At 37.4% G+C, this 19,261-nt stretch carries 14 protein-coding genes; 9 read left to right on the top strand and 5 right to left on the bottom strand.

Features of this window, described 5'->3' with window-relative positions; translation table 11 throughout:
• Nucleotides 1-39: 39 nt before the first annotated feature.
• The 4 genes from AB674_RS13970 to AB674_RS13955 all read right to left on the bottom strand — a co-directional run bounded on the left by AB674_RS13970 (nt 40) and on the right by AB674_RS13955 (nt 7,007).
• Nucleotides 40-1,425 carry a radical SAM/SPASM domain-containing protein gene (locus tag AB674_RS13970; protein WP_053004277.1) on the bottom strand — a complete coding sequence of 462 codons (1,386 nt, stop codon included), beginning with the start codon at nt 1,423-1,425 and terminating at the stop codon, nt 40-42.
• Nucleotides 1,425-3,725 carry a hypothetical protein gene (locus tag AB674_RS13965; protein ID WP_047777536.1) on the bottom strand — a complete coding sequence of 767 codons (2,301 nt, stop codon included), beginning with the start codon at nt 3,723-3,725 and terminating at the stop codon, nt 1,425-1,427. The genes AB674_RS13970 and AB674_RS13965 overlap by 1 nt, the downstream gene beginning before the upstream one ends.
• 33 nt (nt 3,726-3,758) lie before the next feature.
• A complete protein-coding gene (locus tag AB674_RS13960; RefSeq protein ID WP_047777534.1) occupies nt 3,759-5,243 on the bottom strand; it encodes a ferritin-like domain-containing protein in 1,485 nt (494 codons plus the stop codon).
• A gap of 216 nt (nt 5,244-5,459) precedes the next feature.
• Nucleotides 5,460-7,007, bottom strand: coding sequence for a peroxidase, FMP-type (locus AB674_RS13955; protein ID WP_047777532.1), 1,548 nt, complete (start codon nt 7,005-7,007; stop codon nt 5,460-5,462).
• A 1,290-nt stretch (nt 7,008-8,297) separates the two neighbouring features.
• Between AB674_RS13955 and AB674_RS13950 the strand changes: the two genes are divergently transcribed.
• Nucleotides 8,298-8,972 carry a VIT family protein gene (locus AB674_RS13950; protein ID WP_395425603.1) on the top strand — a complete coding sequence of 225 codons (675 nt, stop codon included), beginning with the start codon at nt 8,298-8,300 and terminating at the stop codon, nt 8,970-8,972.
• 82 nt (nt 8,973-9,054) lie between these two features.
• Here AB674_RS13950 and AB674_RS13945 read toward each other — a convergent pair whose 3' ends face one another.
• On the bottom strand, nt 9,055-9,831 hold the full coding sequence (locus tag AB674_RS13945) for a hypothetical protein (RefSeq protein ID WP_047777528.1): 777 nt from the start codon (nt 9,829-9,831) through the stop codon (nt 9,055-9,057).
• Between the two features lie 391 nt (nt 9,832-10,222).
• Here AB674_RS13945 and AB674_RS13940 point away from each other — a divergent pair, with 391 nt between their 5' ends.
• The 8 genes from AB674_RS13940 to AB674_RS13905 all read left to right on the top strand — a co-directional run bounded on the left by AB674_RS13940 (nt 10,223) and on the right by AB674_RS13905 (nt 19,257).
• Nucleotides 10,223-10,573, top strand: coding sequence for a hypothetical protein (locus AB674_RS13940; RefSeq protein WP_047777526.1), 351 nt, complete (start codon nt 10,223-10,225; stop codon nt 10,571-10,573).
• A 548-nt stretch (nt 10,574-11,121) separates the two neighbouring features.
• Nucleotides 11,122-11,625 carry a DUF4625 domain-containing protein gene (locus AB674_RS13935; protein ID WP_240478094.1) on the top strand — a complete coding sequence of 168 codons (504 nt, stop codon included), beginning with the start codon at nt 11,122-11,124 and terminating at the stop codon, nt 11,623-11,625.
• Between the two features lie 10 nt (nt 11,626-11,635).
• Entirely contained in the window at nt 11,636-14,077 is a 2,442-nt protein-coding gene (locus AB674_RS13930; RefSeq protein WP_082210640.1) for a TonB-dependent receptor, read from the top strand.
• A gap of 13 nt (nt 14,078-14,090) precedes the next feature.
• Entirely contained in the window at nt 14,091-15,002 is a 912-nt protein-coding gene (locus AB674_RS13925; RefSeq protein WP_047777524.1) for a DUF4625 domain-containing protein, read from the top strand.
• Between the two features lie 37 nt (nt 15,003-15,039).
• Nucleotides 15,040-16,254: a hypothetical protein gene (locus AB674_RS13920; RefSeq protein ID WP_047777522.1), complete on the top strand. Its 1,215-nt coding sequence runs from the start codon at nt 15,040-15,042 to the stop codon at nt 16,252-16,254.
• Nucleotides 16,255-16,366: 112 nt separating this feature from the next.
• Nucleotides 16,367-17,494, top strand: a complete 1,128-nt coding sequence (locus tag AB674_RS13915) for an NAD(P)/FAD-dependent oxidoreductase (RefSeq protein ID WP_047777520.1) — start codon at nt 16,367-16,369, stop codon at nt 17,492-17,494.
• Complete coding sequence (locus tag AB674_RS13910) at nt 17,495-18,208, top strand: methyltransferase domain-containing protein (protein ID WP_047777518.1); 714 nt, start codon at nt 17,495-17,497, stop codon at nt 18,206-18,208. It abuts the gene before it with no gap.
• Nucleotides 18,205-19,257, top strand: coding sequence for a type III polyketide synthase (locus AB674_RS13905; protein WP_047777516.1), 1,053 nt, complete (start codon nt 18,205-18,207; stop codon nt 19,255-19,257). The genes AB674_RS13910 and AB674_RS13905 overlap by 4 nt, the downstream gene beginning before the upstream one ends.
• Nucleotides 19,258-19,261: the final 4 nt, after the last annotated feature.

Raw genomic sequence — 19,261 nt, 5'->3', positions numbered from 1 at the left:
TAATTAATTCAACAAAAGTTACTTAAATGGCAACTTGAATTAAGTATTCCAATTAGGTTTTAATCTCGATAGTCTTTCATTGGCTTGTATGGTGTAAAATAACCACGATCTAATATAATCACAAGCCGGTCTTCCTTTTTCAATTACTTCGTGATGACATCCGCCGCCACAGAGATAACGGGCCCAACATTGTGAACAGGGATCCTGTGTATTTACATGTCGTGAGGCTAACCAATTGTTTTGTAACTCCGGTTGTATACCTTGATTTAGATCGCCCATTTTACCGACCTCTTCATTCACAAAACGATGGCAGGCAAATAAATCTTCGTCAGCAGACACGCCCATATAACCCGCCCCCGCACCGCAAGGATAAGGTCTGTGTGTTCCTTTTGAAATTTCTTTCAAGGCGTTTACCATATTCAAAAAGGGATAGCGTTTTCCTGCTAATACATTTTTCTCGAAATTAAGTCCACAGGCAATCATCCCTTCTAACATGACCGCCAGCTGTTCTTTGTTCATTTCGTTTTGACCATTACTGGATCTTAACAAAGGAGAAAAACCTACGCCATGAAAACCCATCTGAACAAACTCATCCAAAACAGCCGGAAGGTTTGTATTTTCGGGTGTTACGGTCACCCTTGCTGATACCTGCATTTTTTTCTGCAGCCTCAATAAGGGTTGAATGTTTTTCAAGATGGTGTTATAACTTCCCTTACCGCCCTTCATTGGGCGATTGCGATCATGATCCTCTCCTATTCCGTCCAAACTAATAGTCACCGAAAAACCGTATTCTTCAAAAAAAACAGCGTCACTTTCTGTGACCAAAGTTCCATTTGTGGTGATCGAATAGCTGAGTTGTATCTCTTTTTTCTTTGCCATTGTTTCGGCATAAACAGTCGCTTCTCTAATCGCTTGTCTGTTAATCAGAGGTTCTCCTCCCAGAAAGGTTAGCTGTGCTTTTCCTCGTTCGGGACATTCTTTTAGTAACAGATCGATGGCTTTAAAAGCTGTTTCTAAAGACATATTTTTTGTAGGGCCTCCAAAATCCCCCTGATCGGCATAACAATACGTACATCCCATATTGCATTTCTGCGCTATTGCCAATGACAAAGCATGTAATCTCGGACTTTGCAAAGGCTCGTCCGTGATATATTCTGGAGCGTCGAGCCCTAAGCGAATCAGTTCGTTTTGCAAGCCTTTTTCGTTCTTTTCGTCCATCAAAAAAGCTATTTTTTGCTCTACTTCCTCAGAAATAGTATAAAGCCGGCTTCCGTTTGGAATAAAAATCTGAGTCGATTGTCCTCCTTTTACCAAATGCGCCGTAGCAGAACGTGGTCTCGATTGCGGAACGATCAGCTGTGCCAATTTGGTTGCAATGGCCCCATTCATTCCCACATTAACGGATCTTTCTGTTGCCCCTGTCATTACTTTTTGGTTGATTTAGGTTTTACGGGCTCACTTTGTATCGCGTCTTTTCCGGCTATGATAAAATTGAGTTCTCCTTGCCAGTTTTCAAAAAGATCCTGATACGAAATCAATCTTGAATTTACCCAATCATCCGGAATATAAGATCCGGTTCGTTTTTTAGACATCCATAAATCTCCGGTACTTAAACCATTTTCATCCGGAACAATATTTACAAAATCAGGTCTACTGGCAGCCCAATAATAGCAGGAACATTCACGATAATCATTTTGCCACGGCGCACAAAGTCCTTGTGTCAATTCTCCGGGTTTGATAATGGTATCTGAAAATGCGGCACTATTGCCATCAAATATCGTATTAACAACTAGGGTAACTGCAATATATTTTTCGGGATTATTTAATTCCTTTAGATCTACTACTACTTCCTGTGTTGACTCTTCTGCTGTGAAATGACATACCACTTCTTGTCCTTGCTTTTGTAAAACATGCACCATCGAGTTCGACCATTCCATAAACGAAACTCCATTTGGATTGGCATCTGTTTTTAAAGGTACATTGTCTCCATCGGGGAATAAAGGACCAAAAGTCTGCACCATGGTAGGTTGGCCTTCTATAGCAACCAATCGATGTTTTACTAAATTTTTGAATTTTTCCTCCGTGGCCTCTAGTACGTAGTTATTGTTTTCGATAAGGACAATTCCATTAAAGGCTCTTCTCCAAAGATTTCTGAAATCAAATTCCAATCCCGGAAAACAATTCGAAATGGCCGTTCTTGGCAAAACAGCAATAGGGTTTCCTGTTCCTCTGTAGTGCAATTGCGCTGTTAAATTGTTGGCTTTAAATGCTGAACCATAACTTACAGGCAATGTATCCGGATTGATATCCTTGAACATCGAAGTACTTGCGGCCTTAATAATCATATTGATTTGTCGGTAGGTAAAAGTAAGTGACCTACCATCGGCACCACGCATTAAAGCGGGCATTTTTCGGAGTGCTTTACTGGACAAATCGCCAATTTCTGTCGGTTTTCGCAATAAATCACCAAACCAGGGTGATGCACCGGAACTTAATCCGTTGAACACTCTTTCGTGTAAAAGTTGTAAAGCAAGATTGTCCACCAGAGAGGTTGCCATAATAGGTTCGAAGAAACGACCAAAATCATTGGTGTTCTGGCGTACCATGGTACTGGCAACATTTTGTTTTCCTTCGTAACTATTGCCATTCATGATGGCGGTATTCATCAAACGAATGGTTTCAAAAGCCCGGCGAATAATCTCTTCGGCTTCTTCTATCGTTACTTCTCCTTCTATATCAGTACTCAATATAATTTGTTCGAGCTCATCTGACACTACACGAATCGGCAACGTATCAGGGGCAAAAGAAGGAGGTCCGGCACTAATATGTGCTTTGGCGGTTAGGGTCTTTTCGCTTGAAACTTTTAGTTTAACCGTTACAAAACCATCACATTCATCATCAATATAACCCCAGCTTACCTGCCAGCTTTCCCCCTGCTCATCGGTATACGAATAACCTGCAAAAATTTGCGCCGGATTAGTGTAGAGTACATTTGTTATACTGCCTTCTTGGTAACCACGCCATTTGCCTTTTCCTTCACTGATGTCATACAGTATTTGGTCGTCACTTGTGAAAGTCGGGTCTTTTTCTATGTCTTTAGGTCCGTTACCAGTTTTTCTATATCTGTCGGAACCGTACACTTTTCCTGCTGCCGGTGTATAGCGCAACCTTATTTCGGGAAACTCTGGAGTTGGTTTTATATATTGAATAGAGCCTAACGGCAGTCTTTTGCTGGCCAGGAAATTGGCGCAGTCTGCTAACAATGGTTTGGCTTCGTGTGTGGTAATGTTGTTGATTTTTGCGAACATTTTATCATTTACATCCCCCGTTCTTCTGAAAATTTTAATGTTGGCCACATCTACATCCCAACTAATGTCTGTCAAACTCAATCCGGCTTCAGCAAGCAAGGCTTCTGTGAGCGGTACTAATTCATCCGGCTTTTGATCTGTTATGGCAAACACTTCCAAAAAGGGAGAAACGGGATGTATTTTTCCATTTCTGTCCGCCAGAGTTTTAACGTCTTTAAATTTTATATGCGTTGGATTATATGATTTTAGCTCTCCTGAAACGGGATCTACGGTCAAAGTCGTTTCGGGAATAATTTCTCTGTAATCTAGTGGCTTTTCTTTTGATAATTGAAGATCATATGCCGCCATTGGTTCCTCTGATTCTCCTAATCTGCCAATTGCGATCGGCGGAAGAATTCTTAATTCTATAATTTTCATATCGTAGTATTTTAAATTATTAAATGGATTGAATTAATTTGAAACTTCTTCTGTTAAGTCTACAATGACTTGTAGTAGCTTTTGATCGGCTTCCTGTAATCCATTCAAATATTGAATATGAGGTTGATTTTGAAAGTGTTTTAGCTTTACGATAATATTTTGAGAAGCCTCGAGAAGATCTCTGTGCATTCTCCAGCGGTTGTGCTCTCCAAAAGGCAAATCAAAGGTATAAGGAAGTGTAAAAGGTGGTCCTCCCATGACATCACCATCTTTAGCGATAGGGGTCTGAACCAAAATAGTTGCCAAACTTCTTAAATTATACATTTCTCCAAATGCCGAATTGATGATCATACCACGAGGCGAAAAGCTTCCAGAATTGTTATAACCATTATCCAATAAAAAACTATGATTTAAGTAGTTAAGCAATAAACGATACCGAAGATCACTCAAATCGGACCAAAGAATGGCTTCAGGATCTGTAATAGCATTGCTATCCACTTTTTTAGGTGAAGTACCGGACTCCGTTGTATGTACTTTTGAACCTACATAAGGATTGGTAGCCACATTTCGGGAAGGCTCGAAAGTGTTATTGGTTTCTTCTAAAATTGTTTTGTATTCTTTGTAAATGTGCAAGAATCGTTCGAAATGGGATGGTGTTGTTTCCTCTTTTGTATCCATACCTTCTCCTTGTTCTGCTATTTCTGCCAACGCATTATAAGCATCATCACGAGATAATAAGGGCGCTACCAACACATCAGGGCTTTTGGTGTAGATTCCTTTTCCATCAGTTCCTCGGTCTCCTCCGGTATAGCCACGGCCCCACTCATCAAACTTCGCCTGACAGTTGTAAGTTCCAGGTTGAAAAGTTTCGTCGGATATTACTTTAGGATCTTTAATTAATTGCAGTAACACTATAAATAAAGCACCTACAGTATGTGGATCTTTGACAGTTGCATCTACAGAAGCTACAATTTCGGCTGCCAACGGATCGTCACTTTCCAGCCACTCGCAAGGAGCTTCGGCGTAGACATATTTGGCCAGTGAACTAAGTGAAAATTTTTCTAAAGTAAAGGGAAAAGGATAAAATGGACTGTCCCAAGGATAACTTTCTCTTCCAAAATTTAAGGGAGCTCCTATCACTTTTAATACGTTTTGTACCGAGATAAAATGCCCCATTTCTTCTTTAGCAATACCTAAAATTATGTTTTGCCACGTATGTACTTTTTCCTGATACTTTTCGGGAATTTGTTTTCCACCCATGCTATAAGCCGCATACAGGTATTGCAACATAAGCCCTTGTTCAATTTCAGCATCGATCTGAAGCAACATGGTGATATAATCTTTTCCGGTAAATTGAGAAGGTACCTCAAAAGGTTTTGCATTTTTCAGATGATCACAACCACTCATAGCAGCAGCAGCTGAATACATACCTTTTGCAGTAGTCGATTTTGGTTTATTCTTTTGGGCCCATTCTAATATTGGGGCAATAAAATGGTCTCTTTTCTGATTGTAATTCATAATACGTTGTTTAGTTAAATTTCTATTTAATCTCTTGTACTATAAGATGGTATCAAATCAATTCATTTGATAGGTTACTTTTTTTGAACAGCATTACTTTTTAGAATTTCTAAAAAAAGATGCTTGAAAAGCGGAAGAAAGTGTGATTTTTAAAGGCAATAAAGCCCCACAGCGTCTTGATGACAAGACACTGTAGCGTTTTATTTTTAAAGTTTTTTATTCTTTATGATACGGGCATCCGGCAGCGGCCGCAGCAGCATCTTTTTTACCGGTATTGTAGAATTGATCTATAATTATCTGTCTTTGATCTTCAGGAATATCTTCGATCTTACGCAATGTATTAACTTGTATGTGTGGCCAGCTTGTTGTGCCTCCGCTGTCTCCAAAAGCAAATTCGAAGAATATAATTTGTTCGTATTGCAATTGTAGAAACTCTTTTCCGTCTTCTTTAACGGTTTCAATCCACAGATTCATCTTCATTTCGACTGTCGATACAAAACGATCTACAAAAGGAACATTTATAATTCCTCCTTGTGCGCCTGTTTTATTTTTCGAAGACATTTGAATCAGGACATGGTTTGTAATCTCTTGTCCTTTATTCGTATCACGAAGTCGCAAATCCGGTCTTACTGAATAAGGATATAACGGATTAGCAAGTATACGTTGCGTATATATTTTGTTTTCTTCGGGATCAGTCACGTGATTCAATGTTTCAAAAACCCATGGTGGTGGTGGTGCATCAAGATTTATTGGGTCTGATTCGCTTGCGCCGGCTCCTCCCATTGTTCTTGAAATAGCCAGATGATCGTACTTCCAGGCAGCATTCCCTTCCGGAAATTGTGGTGCACCTTTAATTAAAAAGCCATTATCCCCTTGAGCAAGATCTCCTAATAAAGTTATCGTACTACCGTGTGGAATTACCCCACTTCTAGAAATAGAATAATCAGGTATAAAATACGGACCAGTTTGACCGGCTCCGGGTTTAAGTTCTTTAGCTGCCAAGATTGCATAATAATGTCTTCCGTTTAAGTTTGCTAATGTTACGTATTCTTTTACTCCCTTATCGTTTAAAACTAAAAATAAGGTTTCGTCCGGATAACCATCAGGATATAGATCTTTATTTGGATTCGTTTCTGCTACAGGAAGCAAACCACGGTCTTCTTTAATGGTTTTCTCGGTGGCAGCATAATTAAACACGTCACTAAGCCATAAATACATACCGTTTTCTTCGTGAATTGGCGTGTATTTTAAAGCAGCGCTTTCTTTTTCAGTACTGACACTTTTGACACTTTGCTCGTATTTTACAGCTCCGCAAAATTGTTCATTGGCACCACCACGGTTACGAACTCCTCCCGGAACCAAATCGAATGTTAGTTTTTCGATATACTGTTGGCAATCAAAACTATATTTCCCTGGAATAGTTCCGGAATTTGTACCCGGCGAAGGCATAATCGTGGTATGTACTCCACTTCCTATTAATCTGTCTACTGTTGGATTAGTAGCTTTATTATTGTAGCTCACCCAAGTGCCCTGTAAAGCTGCTAAAACTCCGTAGTCTACATCGTCTACAATTTTTTGAAGGTTGTGTTCGTAAAAAGGTCTAAGCGCGTCGTCGATTTCGAGTTTTGTATATCCCTTCATCAACTTCTCTAATATGTTATTATTGGCTCCTGGATCTGCTCCCAGTTCATTTTCCTGCGCACTGAAACTTGCGATTTTTTGAGATTCTTGCATCTCGTCTCCGAGATCGTTACGTTTTAACATAATATTGGTTTTAAAGTTAATAATTTGCGTAGTTAAGGGGCTTAGTTGTTTTGTCTTAAAATCAAACTGTTGTCATAGTAATCCAGCAAATTGTTGTTTCAAGACCTGATGCTTATAATAGATTGATTCTGATTCTTTTTTTATTTCTTTCCATGTTAGATTTAATTGAATAACCTACTGATTTACTTGTTTAAATGAAACGAATAATAAATATTTTAAATAGTTATTAAACAAATAACTACCGTAGATTACCTCAATAAAAACTAAACCATTTAACTTCAAAAAAAAGGAGCACTGTATGTAGTTGACTTTAAAATTTTATATCACAATGTAATGCCGCTTTTTTAGAAATTTATTCCTACAATAGTAAAGCATAATTTTAAAAAACGACCAAGTAGTTTTACTGGTTTTTCGTACAATGCGGTTAATTAGATTCATTCTAAATCTGCGAAATACAGTACGTTAAATCAGTCGATATCCCCTGTCATTACTGCTATCAACGTCACTAATGACAAAACAAATTGATTGCGCTATGGGGTCTCAATTGTGATTCATTAAGTGAAAGTCTACTTAATGAACTACAGCTGCAATTATTTCTAGTTATTATCTAAATCATTTTTGAAAAAAAACAAACTATTTTACCTATATATTATGTGGGTAAAAAAGAGCTTCTTTTTCCTATTTTTTTCGAAGAAAACACTCCTTTCAACGACTATTTTTGTCATTCAAAGACAAAAGATTTACAATTAAAATAAACGTGTTAATTTCAATGTGAAAATCCATATTTTAGACCTGTAAAATAGCAAGCTTACCCATAACCAAGTCACTTTCACCTAATAACCTTAATCAAAACCAGAAGAACTGCAAATTTTAAGAGTTTCACAATAATAGCTTTAGAAATTAGGACCAGCGAAAAATAATATACAGCCTTTTAACTAGTACGATTAAAGTCTTTTAAGCTTTAATTCCGAGGTCTTCCGTACCTAATTCTTACTTATCCGCAGATTTTTTAAGCTATAATTCCAGTAGCACTTTCAAAGGCTACTTAATGATCCTTTTCAAAAGCATTTATAAAGAAATCAACACGTTCAAAAATAAAAACGACAGCCAGTCGTGAACCTTTAAGATTCGCTGAAAGAGTGTGCTACATAAAAGAATCAAATCAACTCAAGCACTTAACTAATTTATTTACCAACAAGTAAACAGCAGAAGAATAAATTATGAAACCATAACCCACCCAATTTACAATCCCGTACAAATTAAACCCCGTATATAATCAAAATTATGGAAATGGAAAAACTCGACATTAACCGGAGCTGCTGGTTCAGAGCAGCCGTACTTAGTGCTAAAGACGGAATATTGTCTATAACCAGTTTAGCAATTGGTGTTGCTGCTGCCAGTATAACCCGCGAACCCGTCTTGCTGGCGTCTGTAGCAGGTTTAACAGCCGGAGCGCTTTCGATGGCGGCAGGAGAATACGTATTTGTAAGTTCTCAATCTGATATCGAAACTGCTGATCTCAAAAAAGAGAATGAAGAAATCAACAAGATGCCGGAAGAAAAACTTAATAAATTGACGCGTATTTTTATCCAGAAAGGAATAAATACAGAACTGGCAAAAGAGGTTGTCGCAGAGCTGTCGTCTCCAACTACCTATGATACTGAAACCAGAGATGAGTTAGAAACAGATGAAATTAAACAAGTCAACCCACTCATGTCGGCTTTTGCAGCGGCGATGTCTTTTATGGTTGGTGGACTCCTACCCCTACTCGTGGTTATTCTGGCACCTATAAAAGAAATGGTACTCTGTCAATACACCTGCTCTATCCTTTTTTTGATATTATCCGGCGTACTGGCTGCAAAAGCAAGTGGATCTAACATATTTATAGCAGCGCTCCGGCTCAGTATCTGGAGTACTTTTGTCATGGGGATATCAGCTCTTGTCGGATATGTTTTGGGCAATTAACCTTCATCAAAACTAATCAAACTAAATACAGTCAAACTTAAAGAAAGCCTATGATTCCTTTTCTACTTAAAAACTACCCAAATTAATGGTCCTCATTCAAAAATAACAACCAATTCTTTTCCCGAAGATTTTTCCTTGATTTTGGCGCAATAAATTTAAAAGATTCTTTGAATGAGTTTTTGGTGTTTAAAAAAACATGCAGCAAAATTGTCATCAGACAGCCTGAAACAATTATTACGAGTCTTTCATTAAAAGGGAAATCGGTATCATCTGCATTAAACACTACATAAAGACAGCTAGTTAAAAATGGAACAAATGCCAGAAAATGCAACGAATATCTAAACAATTTGGTCTGCCACAAAATGCCAAACTCTAATTTTAGATTCTCATATTCCAGTGTCCTAAGATCAATATCGTGGAGAAAGCTTGACATTTCTTCGGACGAGAGAATTACCTGTAAATCATCATCGATTTCCTTAAATGTAGTATAAGTAATTTTAAGAGGGTATTCGGAGTAATCACGATCCCTGTTTTTTAGTTCTATTGCATTCAATTCAATTAGAACTTTTTCAATACATTTCTTCACTGCCATTAGTTCAATGACGGCTTTTTTTTCAGTATTAAAATCAATACCATCTAATTGAATTCTGTGATTGTTACCGTTAAAAATAAGATCCAGGTCCTTTATTTTAGTGCAAATAAAGTCTCTGTCGGCATCATCATATCCACGGTAACTGTGACCTGAGTACAAATCTTTATCAAAATAATTGGGTTTAATATTTAGCGCGGCATTGTTTACTAAATTTTTGTGTCGTTTTAAAAAACTGTAAAGACTCAATTTAGTTTTATCCAATGACATAGCGCGACAGTTATTAATTGTAAGAATTTTATAAAGCATATTATATCAATAGAATTCAACTCTCTATTTAACAGTATAATACACTACGCTAAGATACAAAAAAATCAAAAAAAAATAAAATTTGACACGCTTTCTGTCCTAACAAATCCCTGACCAGCTGCAATTAAAAGGCTTTCAAAAAAGCAACAGACTTAAAGATAATCAGTAAGTATTACTAGTCCTACAAATAACAATTTTAAAGTCCTATATTACATTAATAACTAGTATTTTAAAGGAGTTTACGGCGCCAAACTATAACATCTCGCAAAAACTTTAATGAAACAATGTTGCATTTATAAATAAGTATTTTATATTTGCAGTAATCTTGTAGTAGTAAAACCGGATTCACAGAATGAAAAAGAAATTAAAATTTATTAATCTTCTAATGCCATTGATAGTATTGTTTGCAATACTATTTCCGGTTGTCCATTCTTACGAACATATTCACAGTCACAATCTCAGTGCAGAAAAAAAGGTTCAACAATACACTACCAACAAAAGTGATTTTAAGGCACACAACTACACCAGCGAAGAATGTCAAATATGCCATTTCAAGTTTAGTCCGGTTGCTAATTTTTCTTATGTCCATTTTGAATTCTATAAAAGTAGAAGCAATACGCCTTATGTTTACTTTTATTTCAAAACGTACTCCAATTTCTTTAAAGGGGCTTTATTTGCGCTTCGTGCACCTCCGACAATCTAAAAAAGTAATCATTTCTATTTCGAAAGGATCACTGCAATTTTCTGTTTTAAATACAATCAGTAGCAATACCATTATTATTTATTGAAGTTTAAGTCATTTTAAGAGAACTTTTTCTTTTACCATTTCTTAGATACTGGCCAGAATTCATTGTCTTATGGACTTGTGTCAAGCCAACGTATTTCTAATTTATTGAATACTAAATAAGTACTGCTGCTAAGAAATTCCATCCCCCCTCCTTTCTGGGTTATTGAGTGTTTCATTTGTATTTAAAAACAATTAGCGTCAAAACCTAATTCAGAAATTCTGTTTATCTCCTTTCGAAGCCCGGTCAGAACAACTTAAATCAATCACAACGGATTGATATTCGGGATTATTCCCTGCCAATGATTTACTTATTCTCTTAAAAAAACAGGCTTTTTATAGTATAATCTTTCTTGGTTATGCTGTGCCAATTTGCAAAAGACTGTCATAGTTCTTTAGGAAATGGCTGTGCTATTTTAATGATTTTCGGGAACCCCTTTTCCAATTCGTATACCAAATAAAAACCTATGAATAAACTTAAAATCAAATCAGACAAAATGAAAAAAAACAGAATCTTAGTCGCCCTTTTAATCGGTGCTTCCGCTTTAACGTCTTGTAGCAGTGACAAAAACGAAATTGACACTGAATATCCGATAGTTGATATTTCGGCTTCCACTGCATTTCCGAAACAATGCAGTGAAGTAAAACGTGGACAGCTATTTACTTTCAAAGCAAAATTTTCGGACAATGCTAATCTCGGCTCTTATAGTTTGGACATTCACCACAATTTTGATCATCATTCACATAGTACAGAAGTCAATACCTGTGTGGTTGATCCGATCAAAAAACCGGTGAATCCAATGTTGTACATCAACATCACGCCTATTCCTGAAGGACAAAAAAGCCACGAGGCAACAAAACAAATCTTTATCCCGGCCGATATCGATCCGGGTGATTATCACTTTATGATTCGTTTGACTGATAAAGAGGGATGGCAAACCATTAAAGGACTAAGTATTAAGATATTATAAGTTGATTTTGATGAACCAAAATAAATCAAATCGATTGCGAACTTTTTGCCTGTGGCTGTTTTGTTTTGCTATAGTTTCAACAGTTACAGGGCAATCTGTTCGTATATCGGGTAGCGTATTCTCCAATGGTCATAAACCGTTGGAGGGTGCTATCGTAACCGTACTTCCTTCAGGTATTACTGCCATGACAGACAAACAGGGGTATTATTTCTTTACACAAATTCATGAAAAATCTAAAAAAATAACCATCACTTATGCTGATTATGTGCGCTACGAAATGGAACTTTCTTTAAATAAAAATTCAAACACTATTCCTGATATTACCTTAATTCGGGAAGTAAAAGAATTAAAAGAAGTCAGAGTTACCAATACTTATGAGGGGCAACGAAAAAAAGAAGAATCTTTAAACGTTGAGATCATAAGCAGCGGTTTTATTCAACGTAATCTTGGTGGAAGTCTGATGCAGTCCCTTCAAAGACTCCCGGGGGTAAAAGCCATTTCTATTGGCTCGGGAAGTTCGAAACCTTTAATTCGCGGCTTAAGTTTTAATCAGGTTATAGTCGTTGAGAACGGTATTAAACACGAGGGACAACAATGGGGAGCTGATCATGGTTTAGAAATTGACCAATATGCCGTAAATCGTGTTGAAATTATAAAAGGCCCTTCTTCTATCATGTATGGATCAGATGCCATTGGTGGTGCTATTAACATCAAACCGGTTCCTTTTCCTTCCCAACATGTTTTGGGCGGAAGTCTGGATATTACAGGCAAGAGCAATAACGGTCAGTATGGAGGTTCCTTTAATTTATTTGGAAGAAAAGAAAAATGGTTTTTCGATTCCAGACTTACTTTTATGGATTATGGAGATTACCGCGTTCCTGCAGATACGGTGCATGTTTACAATTATGCTGTTCCGTTAAATAAAAATCAGCTGCGTAATACAGCGGGACGAGAATTAGATTTACATGGAAGTGTTGGATACTTGACCGATACATTTAAATCGGTTTTCTACCTAAGTTCTATTCACACCAAAAGCGGTTTTTTTGCCAATGCCCACGGGCTTGAACCACGAAATGTAGATACCGAACTTCATGACAAATCAAGCAGAGACATACTGATGCCGTATCAGGAAGTTACGCATACTAAAATTAGCAATACCACTTCCTTTTCGATCGGAACGCATCAATTGGAAACACAATTGGGGTTTCAGAAGAATTTCCGTCGGGAATGGAGTCATTATGTCAATCATGGTTATATGCCACCGATATATCCTGAGAACAGACCCGGATCTCAAGATTTGGAGAGAGAATACGATAAAGAAGTTTTCTCTGTTGCAGTTAAAGACGAATTTACGTTAGGTCAACATCAATTTACTGTCGGAATAAATGGCGAGCAACAGCAAAATGCTATCACGGGTTGGAGCTTTTTAATACCGGCATTTCAACAATGGAATGCGGGAGTATTTGTTTACGACAAATTTAAAATCAACGATTTATGGCTGCTGCATGGAGCTGTTCGAATGGATTACGGCAAAATCGATATGAAGCCCTATTTCGATTGGTTTAAAAGCGAAATTACCGAAAATGGACAAACCACTTCGGCCTATTTAAAGCGCTCCGAAGAACTGACCCGAACATTCAACAGTCTCAATTGGTCGGCAGGAATAAATTACACCCCTGGCCCATTTTCGTTTAAAGCAAATCTTGGAACGAGTTTTAGAATGCCAATTGCAAAAGAACTGGCTTCAAATGGTGTGAATTACCATTATTTCAGGTTTGAAAAAGGTGATCCGAATTTATCGGCAGAACGTTCTTATCAAGTAGATCTTGGAATGGAATGGCAGGAAAATAAATGGTCGGTACAGCTGAGTCCGTTTTTTAATTATTTCACCAATTATATTTACCTCAATCCTACTTCACAGCACGATATTTATTACGGAGCCGGCAATCAGGTTTTCGAATACGAGCAGAGTAAAGTCATGCGCTACGGGGTCGAATTGCAAACACGTTATCAATTCTCCAAAAATATAAGCGGTGAGATTTTGGCAGAGTATCTCTATTCCGAACAATTATCAGGGAGCAAAAAAGGGTATACACTGCCTTTCTCTCCTCCTCCATCGGTTTTGTTTAATATCACCTATAGTCCGGAAATTAAAGCGTTGAAAAACACTTATTTCTCCCTTGATTACCGATACACTGCCGATCAAAATCAAATTGTTCCGCCTGAGAGAAAAACGCCAAGCAGCAACGTCTTTAACCTCAGTGTGGGGACAAAAGTAAAAACAGGTCAACAGGATCTGCTGATTAGTCTGCAAGTTCAAAATTTATTTAATACAAAATACCTCAATCACACCAGTTTTTACAGGTTAATTGAACTTCCTGAAGCCAGTCGAAATATTATCCTTTCGGTCAAAATTCCATTTTTAATACATAATCCATATAAACCAAATTAATACGCTATTTACTATGAAAAAGCAGAAAATCCTCTCACTCTTATTCCTTGTCACCGCAGTCTTTACCGCTTGTGACAACGATGACAACAAGGACACCGTTAAAATCTTAGAACCAACAGTCAAAAATGTTGAAATTGGAACGGCCAATAATAAACGAGCCTTAATCGGTCGTGATTTCCATTTCAATGCAGATGTGATTGCGGGAGATAAAATTAGCGATGTACAATTAAAAATACTTCCCAAAAAAGGAGAAACCTATACCAAGGACTGGAAGTTAGAATTGTCCTGGAGCGTCTACAAAGGAGCAAAAAACACCAATGTGCACAAACATTTTACCATTCCTGCCGAGGCTCCGGAAGGTAAATATGATTTCTTCTTTATTGTACTGGATGAGAATGGAACTAAGTTAGAAATCAAAGAAGAGGTTACCCTAACAGATCCCGCAAATATGCCTGCCGATCCCTTAATTGGTCGCGATATGTTATCCCGAAATGAAGATTTAATCTATTATATGGGAACCTGGGTCGAAGCTGAATTAATCTTCAAAAAGAACGATAAATTGACCGCACATGCTCAGATAAGCCAGATTATGGGGGACGGAATTTTATATTCTGTTTTAATCAAAAAGAGTCTCAATTACTATCCAGAAAGCATCGATAATCTGAATCTGAAAAAAGTTATTGTGGTTTCAAAAGTCACACACACAGGTCTTCCGGCAGCTTCAAAAATTTCAACCCTGCAAAAGATAAATGAGGTTTGGGGTGGCGAAAGCATTGTAGTTGGTGCCGATAAAGATGCCAACGGTGATCCTACAACGGCAGACAAAGCCTGGCAGTCCGGGCAGTACAACTGGGTGGTGCTTTACAAAAACACGACTTACAATATGAGTGTTTACAAATCAATGCCTATTACAATTGCATACTAATCCATAAATTCTAAATATTAATCTAAATACCATTACAATGAAAAACAATTATTACAAACTGATTTTTTTATTTGCGTTATCAATCCTTACATTCTCTTGTAGTAACGATGATGACAATACTACTGAAACTCCAATAGAAAAGCTGACAGAGCATAAGTATCTAAGAATATTCCTTTCTGATGAAAAAACTACAGCCCTGACACTGGTTAATCCGTTAGAGGCTACGACAAGTTCTTTTGATGCAAAATTTGCAAAATCTGCCCTCTATACAACAGAATCCGGCCGCTATGCAGGAATAATTCACAGAGCAAACAATACGGTTGAAACTTTTGACAGCGGATTCGAAAGTCATGGTGATCACGTAGATGTGGATGGAATTCCGAAATTTGGTGCATTAGTCGGGCAATCAGTTACGCCTACTCATTTTAAAAGTAAAATTGGGGAGCTATTAACATTCAATGATGGTGATGGTACCTTATCTGTTGGTAAAGAATCGGATATCAATACAGCAGGAGCTAAATTTAAGTTAATAAATGCAGGTTTATTGGCCCATCACGGTGCTATGGCTAGTTTTACTAACGGAACTTATGCTATTACGCAAAAAGACAATTCGGTTACCGGAACATTACCTGAAAAAGTAAAAATTATAGATGCTACCGGTAAAACTCTTTTTGAAGCTACTGTTGCAACAAAAGGAATTCACGGAAATGCTACTGACGGAACTTACGCTGTTTTTGGTTCTGCAAGCGGTGTACTTGTGGTGGAAAGTTCAGGAAAACAAAAATTAATTGCGCTTCCTGAAGATTTTGGAACAGCCTGGTTTGGAACCATTTTAGAAACAAAAGCCAAAGGTAAATTTATTGGATTTACGGCCGCAAAAGGTGCTTACGCTATCGATGTGGTAAACGGGACCATCAAACCTGTTTTACAAAGTACAAATATTATACAATGTAAAGTGAGCTACAATGCTACCAAATTAGGAATACTATTGAATACCGGTGAGTTTAAACTATTCAACCTAACCAGCCTGCAAGTTGAAAAAGAAGGAAAAGCAATCGGTCAAACGGCTAGTGATGCTCCTTCAAAACCTCAAATGCAGTTAACAGAGCGTTTTGCTTACATCACCTCTCCTACTACAGGAGAATTATGGCAATTTGATCTGGCTACAATGGCCATAGTAAAGAAAATAAAAGTTTCGGCAACACCTTATGCCATTACAATTCTTGGCTTTGAAAATAGTAAAAGTCACTAATAATATAGAAAATGTTTCTAGAAGAAGCCCTCTCGAATTGGTATCGGGAGGGCTTTTTTTTATTTTGTGAGAAACGATTGTCATTTCATATTTTATAACTAAATTGCTGTATATGAATACTAATCAAGATGTTATAATAATAGGTGGCGGTCTTGCTGGTTTGACAAGTGCACTGCATCTGTCTAAAAAAGGATTGAAGGTAACTCTAATGGAGAAATCCGATTATCCACATCATAAAGTATGTGGGGAGTATATTTCGAACGAAATCCTTCCTTATCTAAAATGGCTCGATGCTGATGTTTTAGAACTCGACCACGCTACTATTACTCAATTTGAATTCACTACCGGTGGCGGAAAAGCAGTAACTGCCAAACTACCGCTAGGCGGATTTGGTATCAGCAGATACACATTTGATTATTTTTTGTATCAAAAAGCAGTTAGCAATGGCTGTACTATTTTGAAAGACACGGTTAACGAAGTTTCCTATAACAATGATCTTTTTACGGTTAAAGGAACAAATCAAAGCATAACATCAAAAATAGTACTGGGCGCTTTTGGTAAACGTTCCAATATCGATCAGGTTTTAGCAAGGAGTTTCATCAATAAAAAGTCGCCTTGGTTGGCTGTTAAAGCGCATTATTCGGGTAGTTTTCCGGATAATTTCGTGGCTTTACATAATTTTGAAGGAGGCTATTGCGGCGTTTCCAAAGTCGAAAATAATATCATAAACATTTGTTATCTGGCAGATTACGCAACATTCAAGAAATATAAAAACATAAGCGATTACCAGCATAATGTGCTCTATAAGAATAAGAATCTAAAATCAATTTTTGAAAATACCCGCTTACTTTTTGAAAAACCAATCACGATAAGTCAGGTATCATTTGATAAAAAACAGCTTGTAGAAAACCACATACTCATGATCGGTGATACGGCGGGTTTAATTCATCCGCTTTGTGGTAATGGCATGGCAATAGCCGTACACAGTGCGAAAATTGCATCAGAATTGGTGCTGGACTATTATTCGGGAAAAATGGCATCACGCGAAATGCTGGAAAAAGCATATGCCAAAGAGTGGAAAAAACATTTTGAAAAGAGAATGTCCGCAGGCAGAATCTTAGCACAACTATTGCAAAATAAAAGAATCACCACACTGTTGTTTGCTGTAACGACTGCTTTTCCGGCTTTACTTCAGTACGTAATCAAACAAACACATGGTAAAACTATAGCAATTGATTAAATGGGTTTAGATATAAAATACAGAACACAGGAAACGGAGATTATGGATGATTTTTCGCTTGAAGGCGAAGAAATTGACAAGGCACTCGATACAATTGCCCGCATCAATCACTTTTTAGGAGGTAATAAACTGACTCTCAACAGTGTGAAGTTATTACTAAAAAAAACAGATCCCGCTACAACCATAACAATAGCAGATATTGGCTGTGGCAATGGTGATATGTTGCGTGTACTGGCTGATTACGGTTTAAAAAATAAGCTCAATTTTAAGCTAACGGGGATCGATGCAAACACAGGTACAATAAACTATGCAAAAAAGTTATCCCAATCTTATCCAAATATCGAATACGCTTGCATCAATATTTTCAGTGAAGAATTTAAGCAGTTAAAGTATGATATTGTTTTATGTACCCTTACACTGCATCATTTTACGAATGAAGAGATTCTGCATATCATTAAAACCTTTACTGAAAATGCCACAGTAGGTGTCGTTGTCAATGATTTGCACCGAAGTAAACTCGCCTATCGTTTGTTTGAAATCATCTCAGGTGTTTTTCGCCTGAGTACCATATCACGCGAAGATGGATTGACCTCAATTTTAAAAGGATTTAAGAAAAAAGAACTGGAAAGCTTTTCAAAAAAATTAAATTTAAGAAACTCTGACATCAATTGGAAATGGGCCTTTCGCTACCAATGGATAATTGCTAAACTATGAGTGTAAAAATAAGTACTGTTGCAAAGCAACTGCCGAAATATTCACGTACCACTGCCGATATCCTTCCGTTTCTGGACAATTGGCTCGAGGGGCAGGAAGAGCGTTTTATAAAAAAAGTAAAAAAAATATTTGAAGGTGCTGCGGTAGATAAACGCTATTCTATAATGGATCCGTTTGAAGTTTTTACCGCGACCTCTTTTGAAGAGAAAAATGATATTTACAGTCGTGAAGTTATTATTCTGGGCGAACAAGTACTGGAAAAAGCGCTTGCTAAAGCCGGATGGGAACCACAGTCACTGGACTATATTATTACCGTAAGTTGTACAGGAATCATGATTCCTTCCTTGGATGCTTATCTTATTAATAAAATGAACCTAAGGCAGGATATTGTCCGACTACCCGTAACCGAAATGGGTTGTGCTGCGGGAGTATCGGGCATTATATATGCCAAGAACTTTCTTAAGTCAAACCCCGGGAAACGCGCTGCAGTAATCGCTGTAGAATCGCCAACGGCGACCTTTCAGCATACTGATTTTTCAATGCCAAATATAGTGAGTGCTGCTATTTTTGGCGATGGTGCAGCCTGTTGCTTATTATCGTCTTATGAAACAGATCCAGGTCCCGAAATAATCGACGAACAAATGTATCATTTTTACGATGCCGAACATATGATGGGGTTTAAACTCACCAACAGCGGACTGCAAATGATATTGGATATTGAAGTGCCAGACACCATTTCCGAACATTTTGAAGACATTATTCATCCTTTTCTTCAAAAAAATAATTTAGGGATTGCAGCTATCGATCATATGATATTTCACCCCGGAGGCAAAAAAATTATACAAACAGTCGAAACGCTTTTTGCAGGACTAGGAAAAAATGTAGAAGCAACTAAAGAGGTTCTTAGAGAATACGGAAATATGTCCAGTGCTACTGTTTTATATGTTCTGGAACATATTATGGATAACAATCCAAAGCCCGGTGAAAAAGGGTTGATGTTGAGTTTTGGCCCGGGATTTTCGGCACAAAGAGTTTTATTGCAATGGTAATTAA

Source organism: Flavobacterium sp. ABG, assembly GCF_001027725.1.
GTDB lineage: Bacteria > Bacteroidota > Bacteroidia > Flavobacteriales > Flavobacteriaceae > Flavobacterium > Flavobacterium cupriresistens.
The sequence above is the reverse complement of the archived record's forward strand: the minus strand, read 5'-3'. Positions and strand labels throughout refer to the sequence as shown.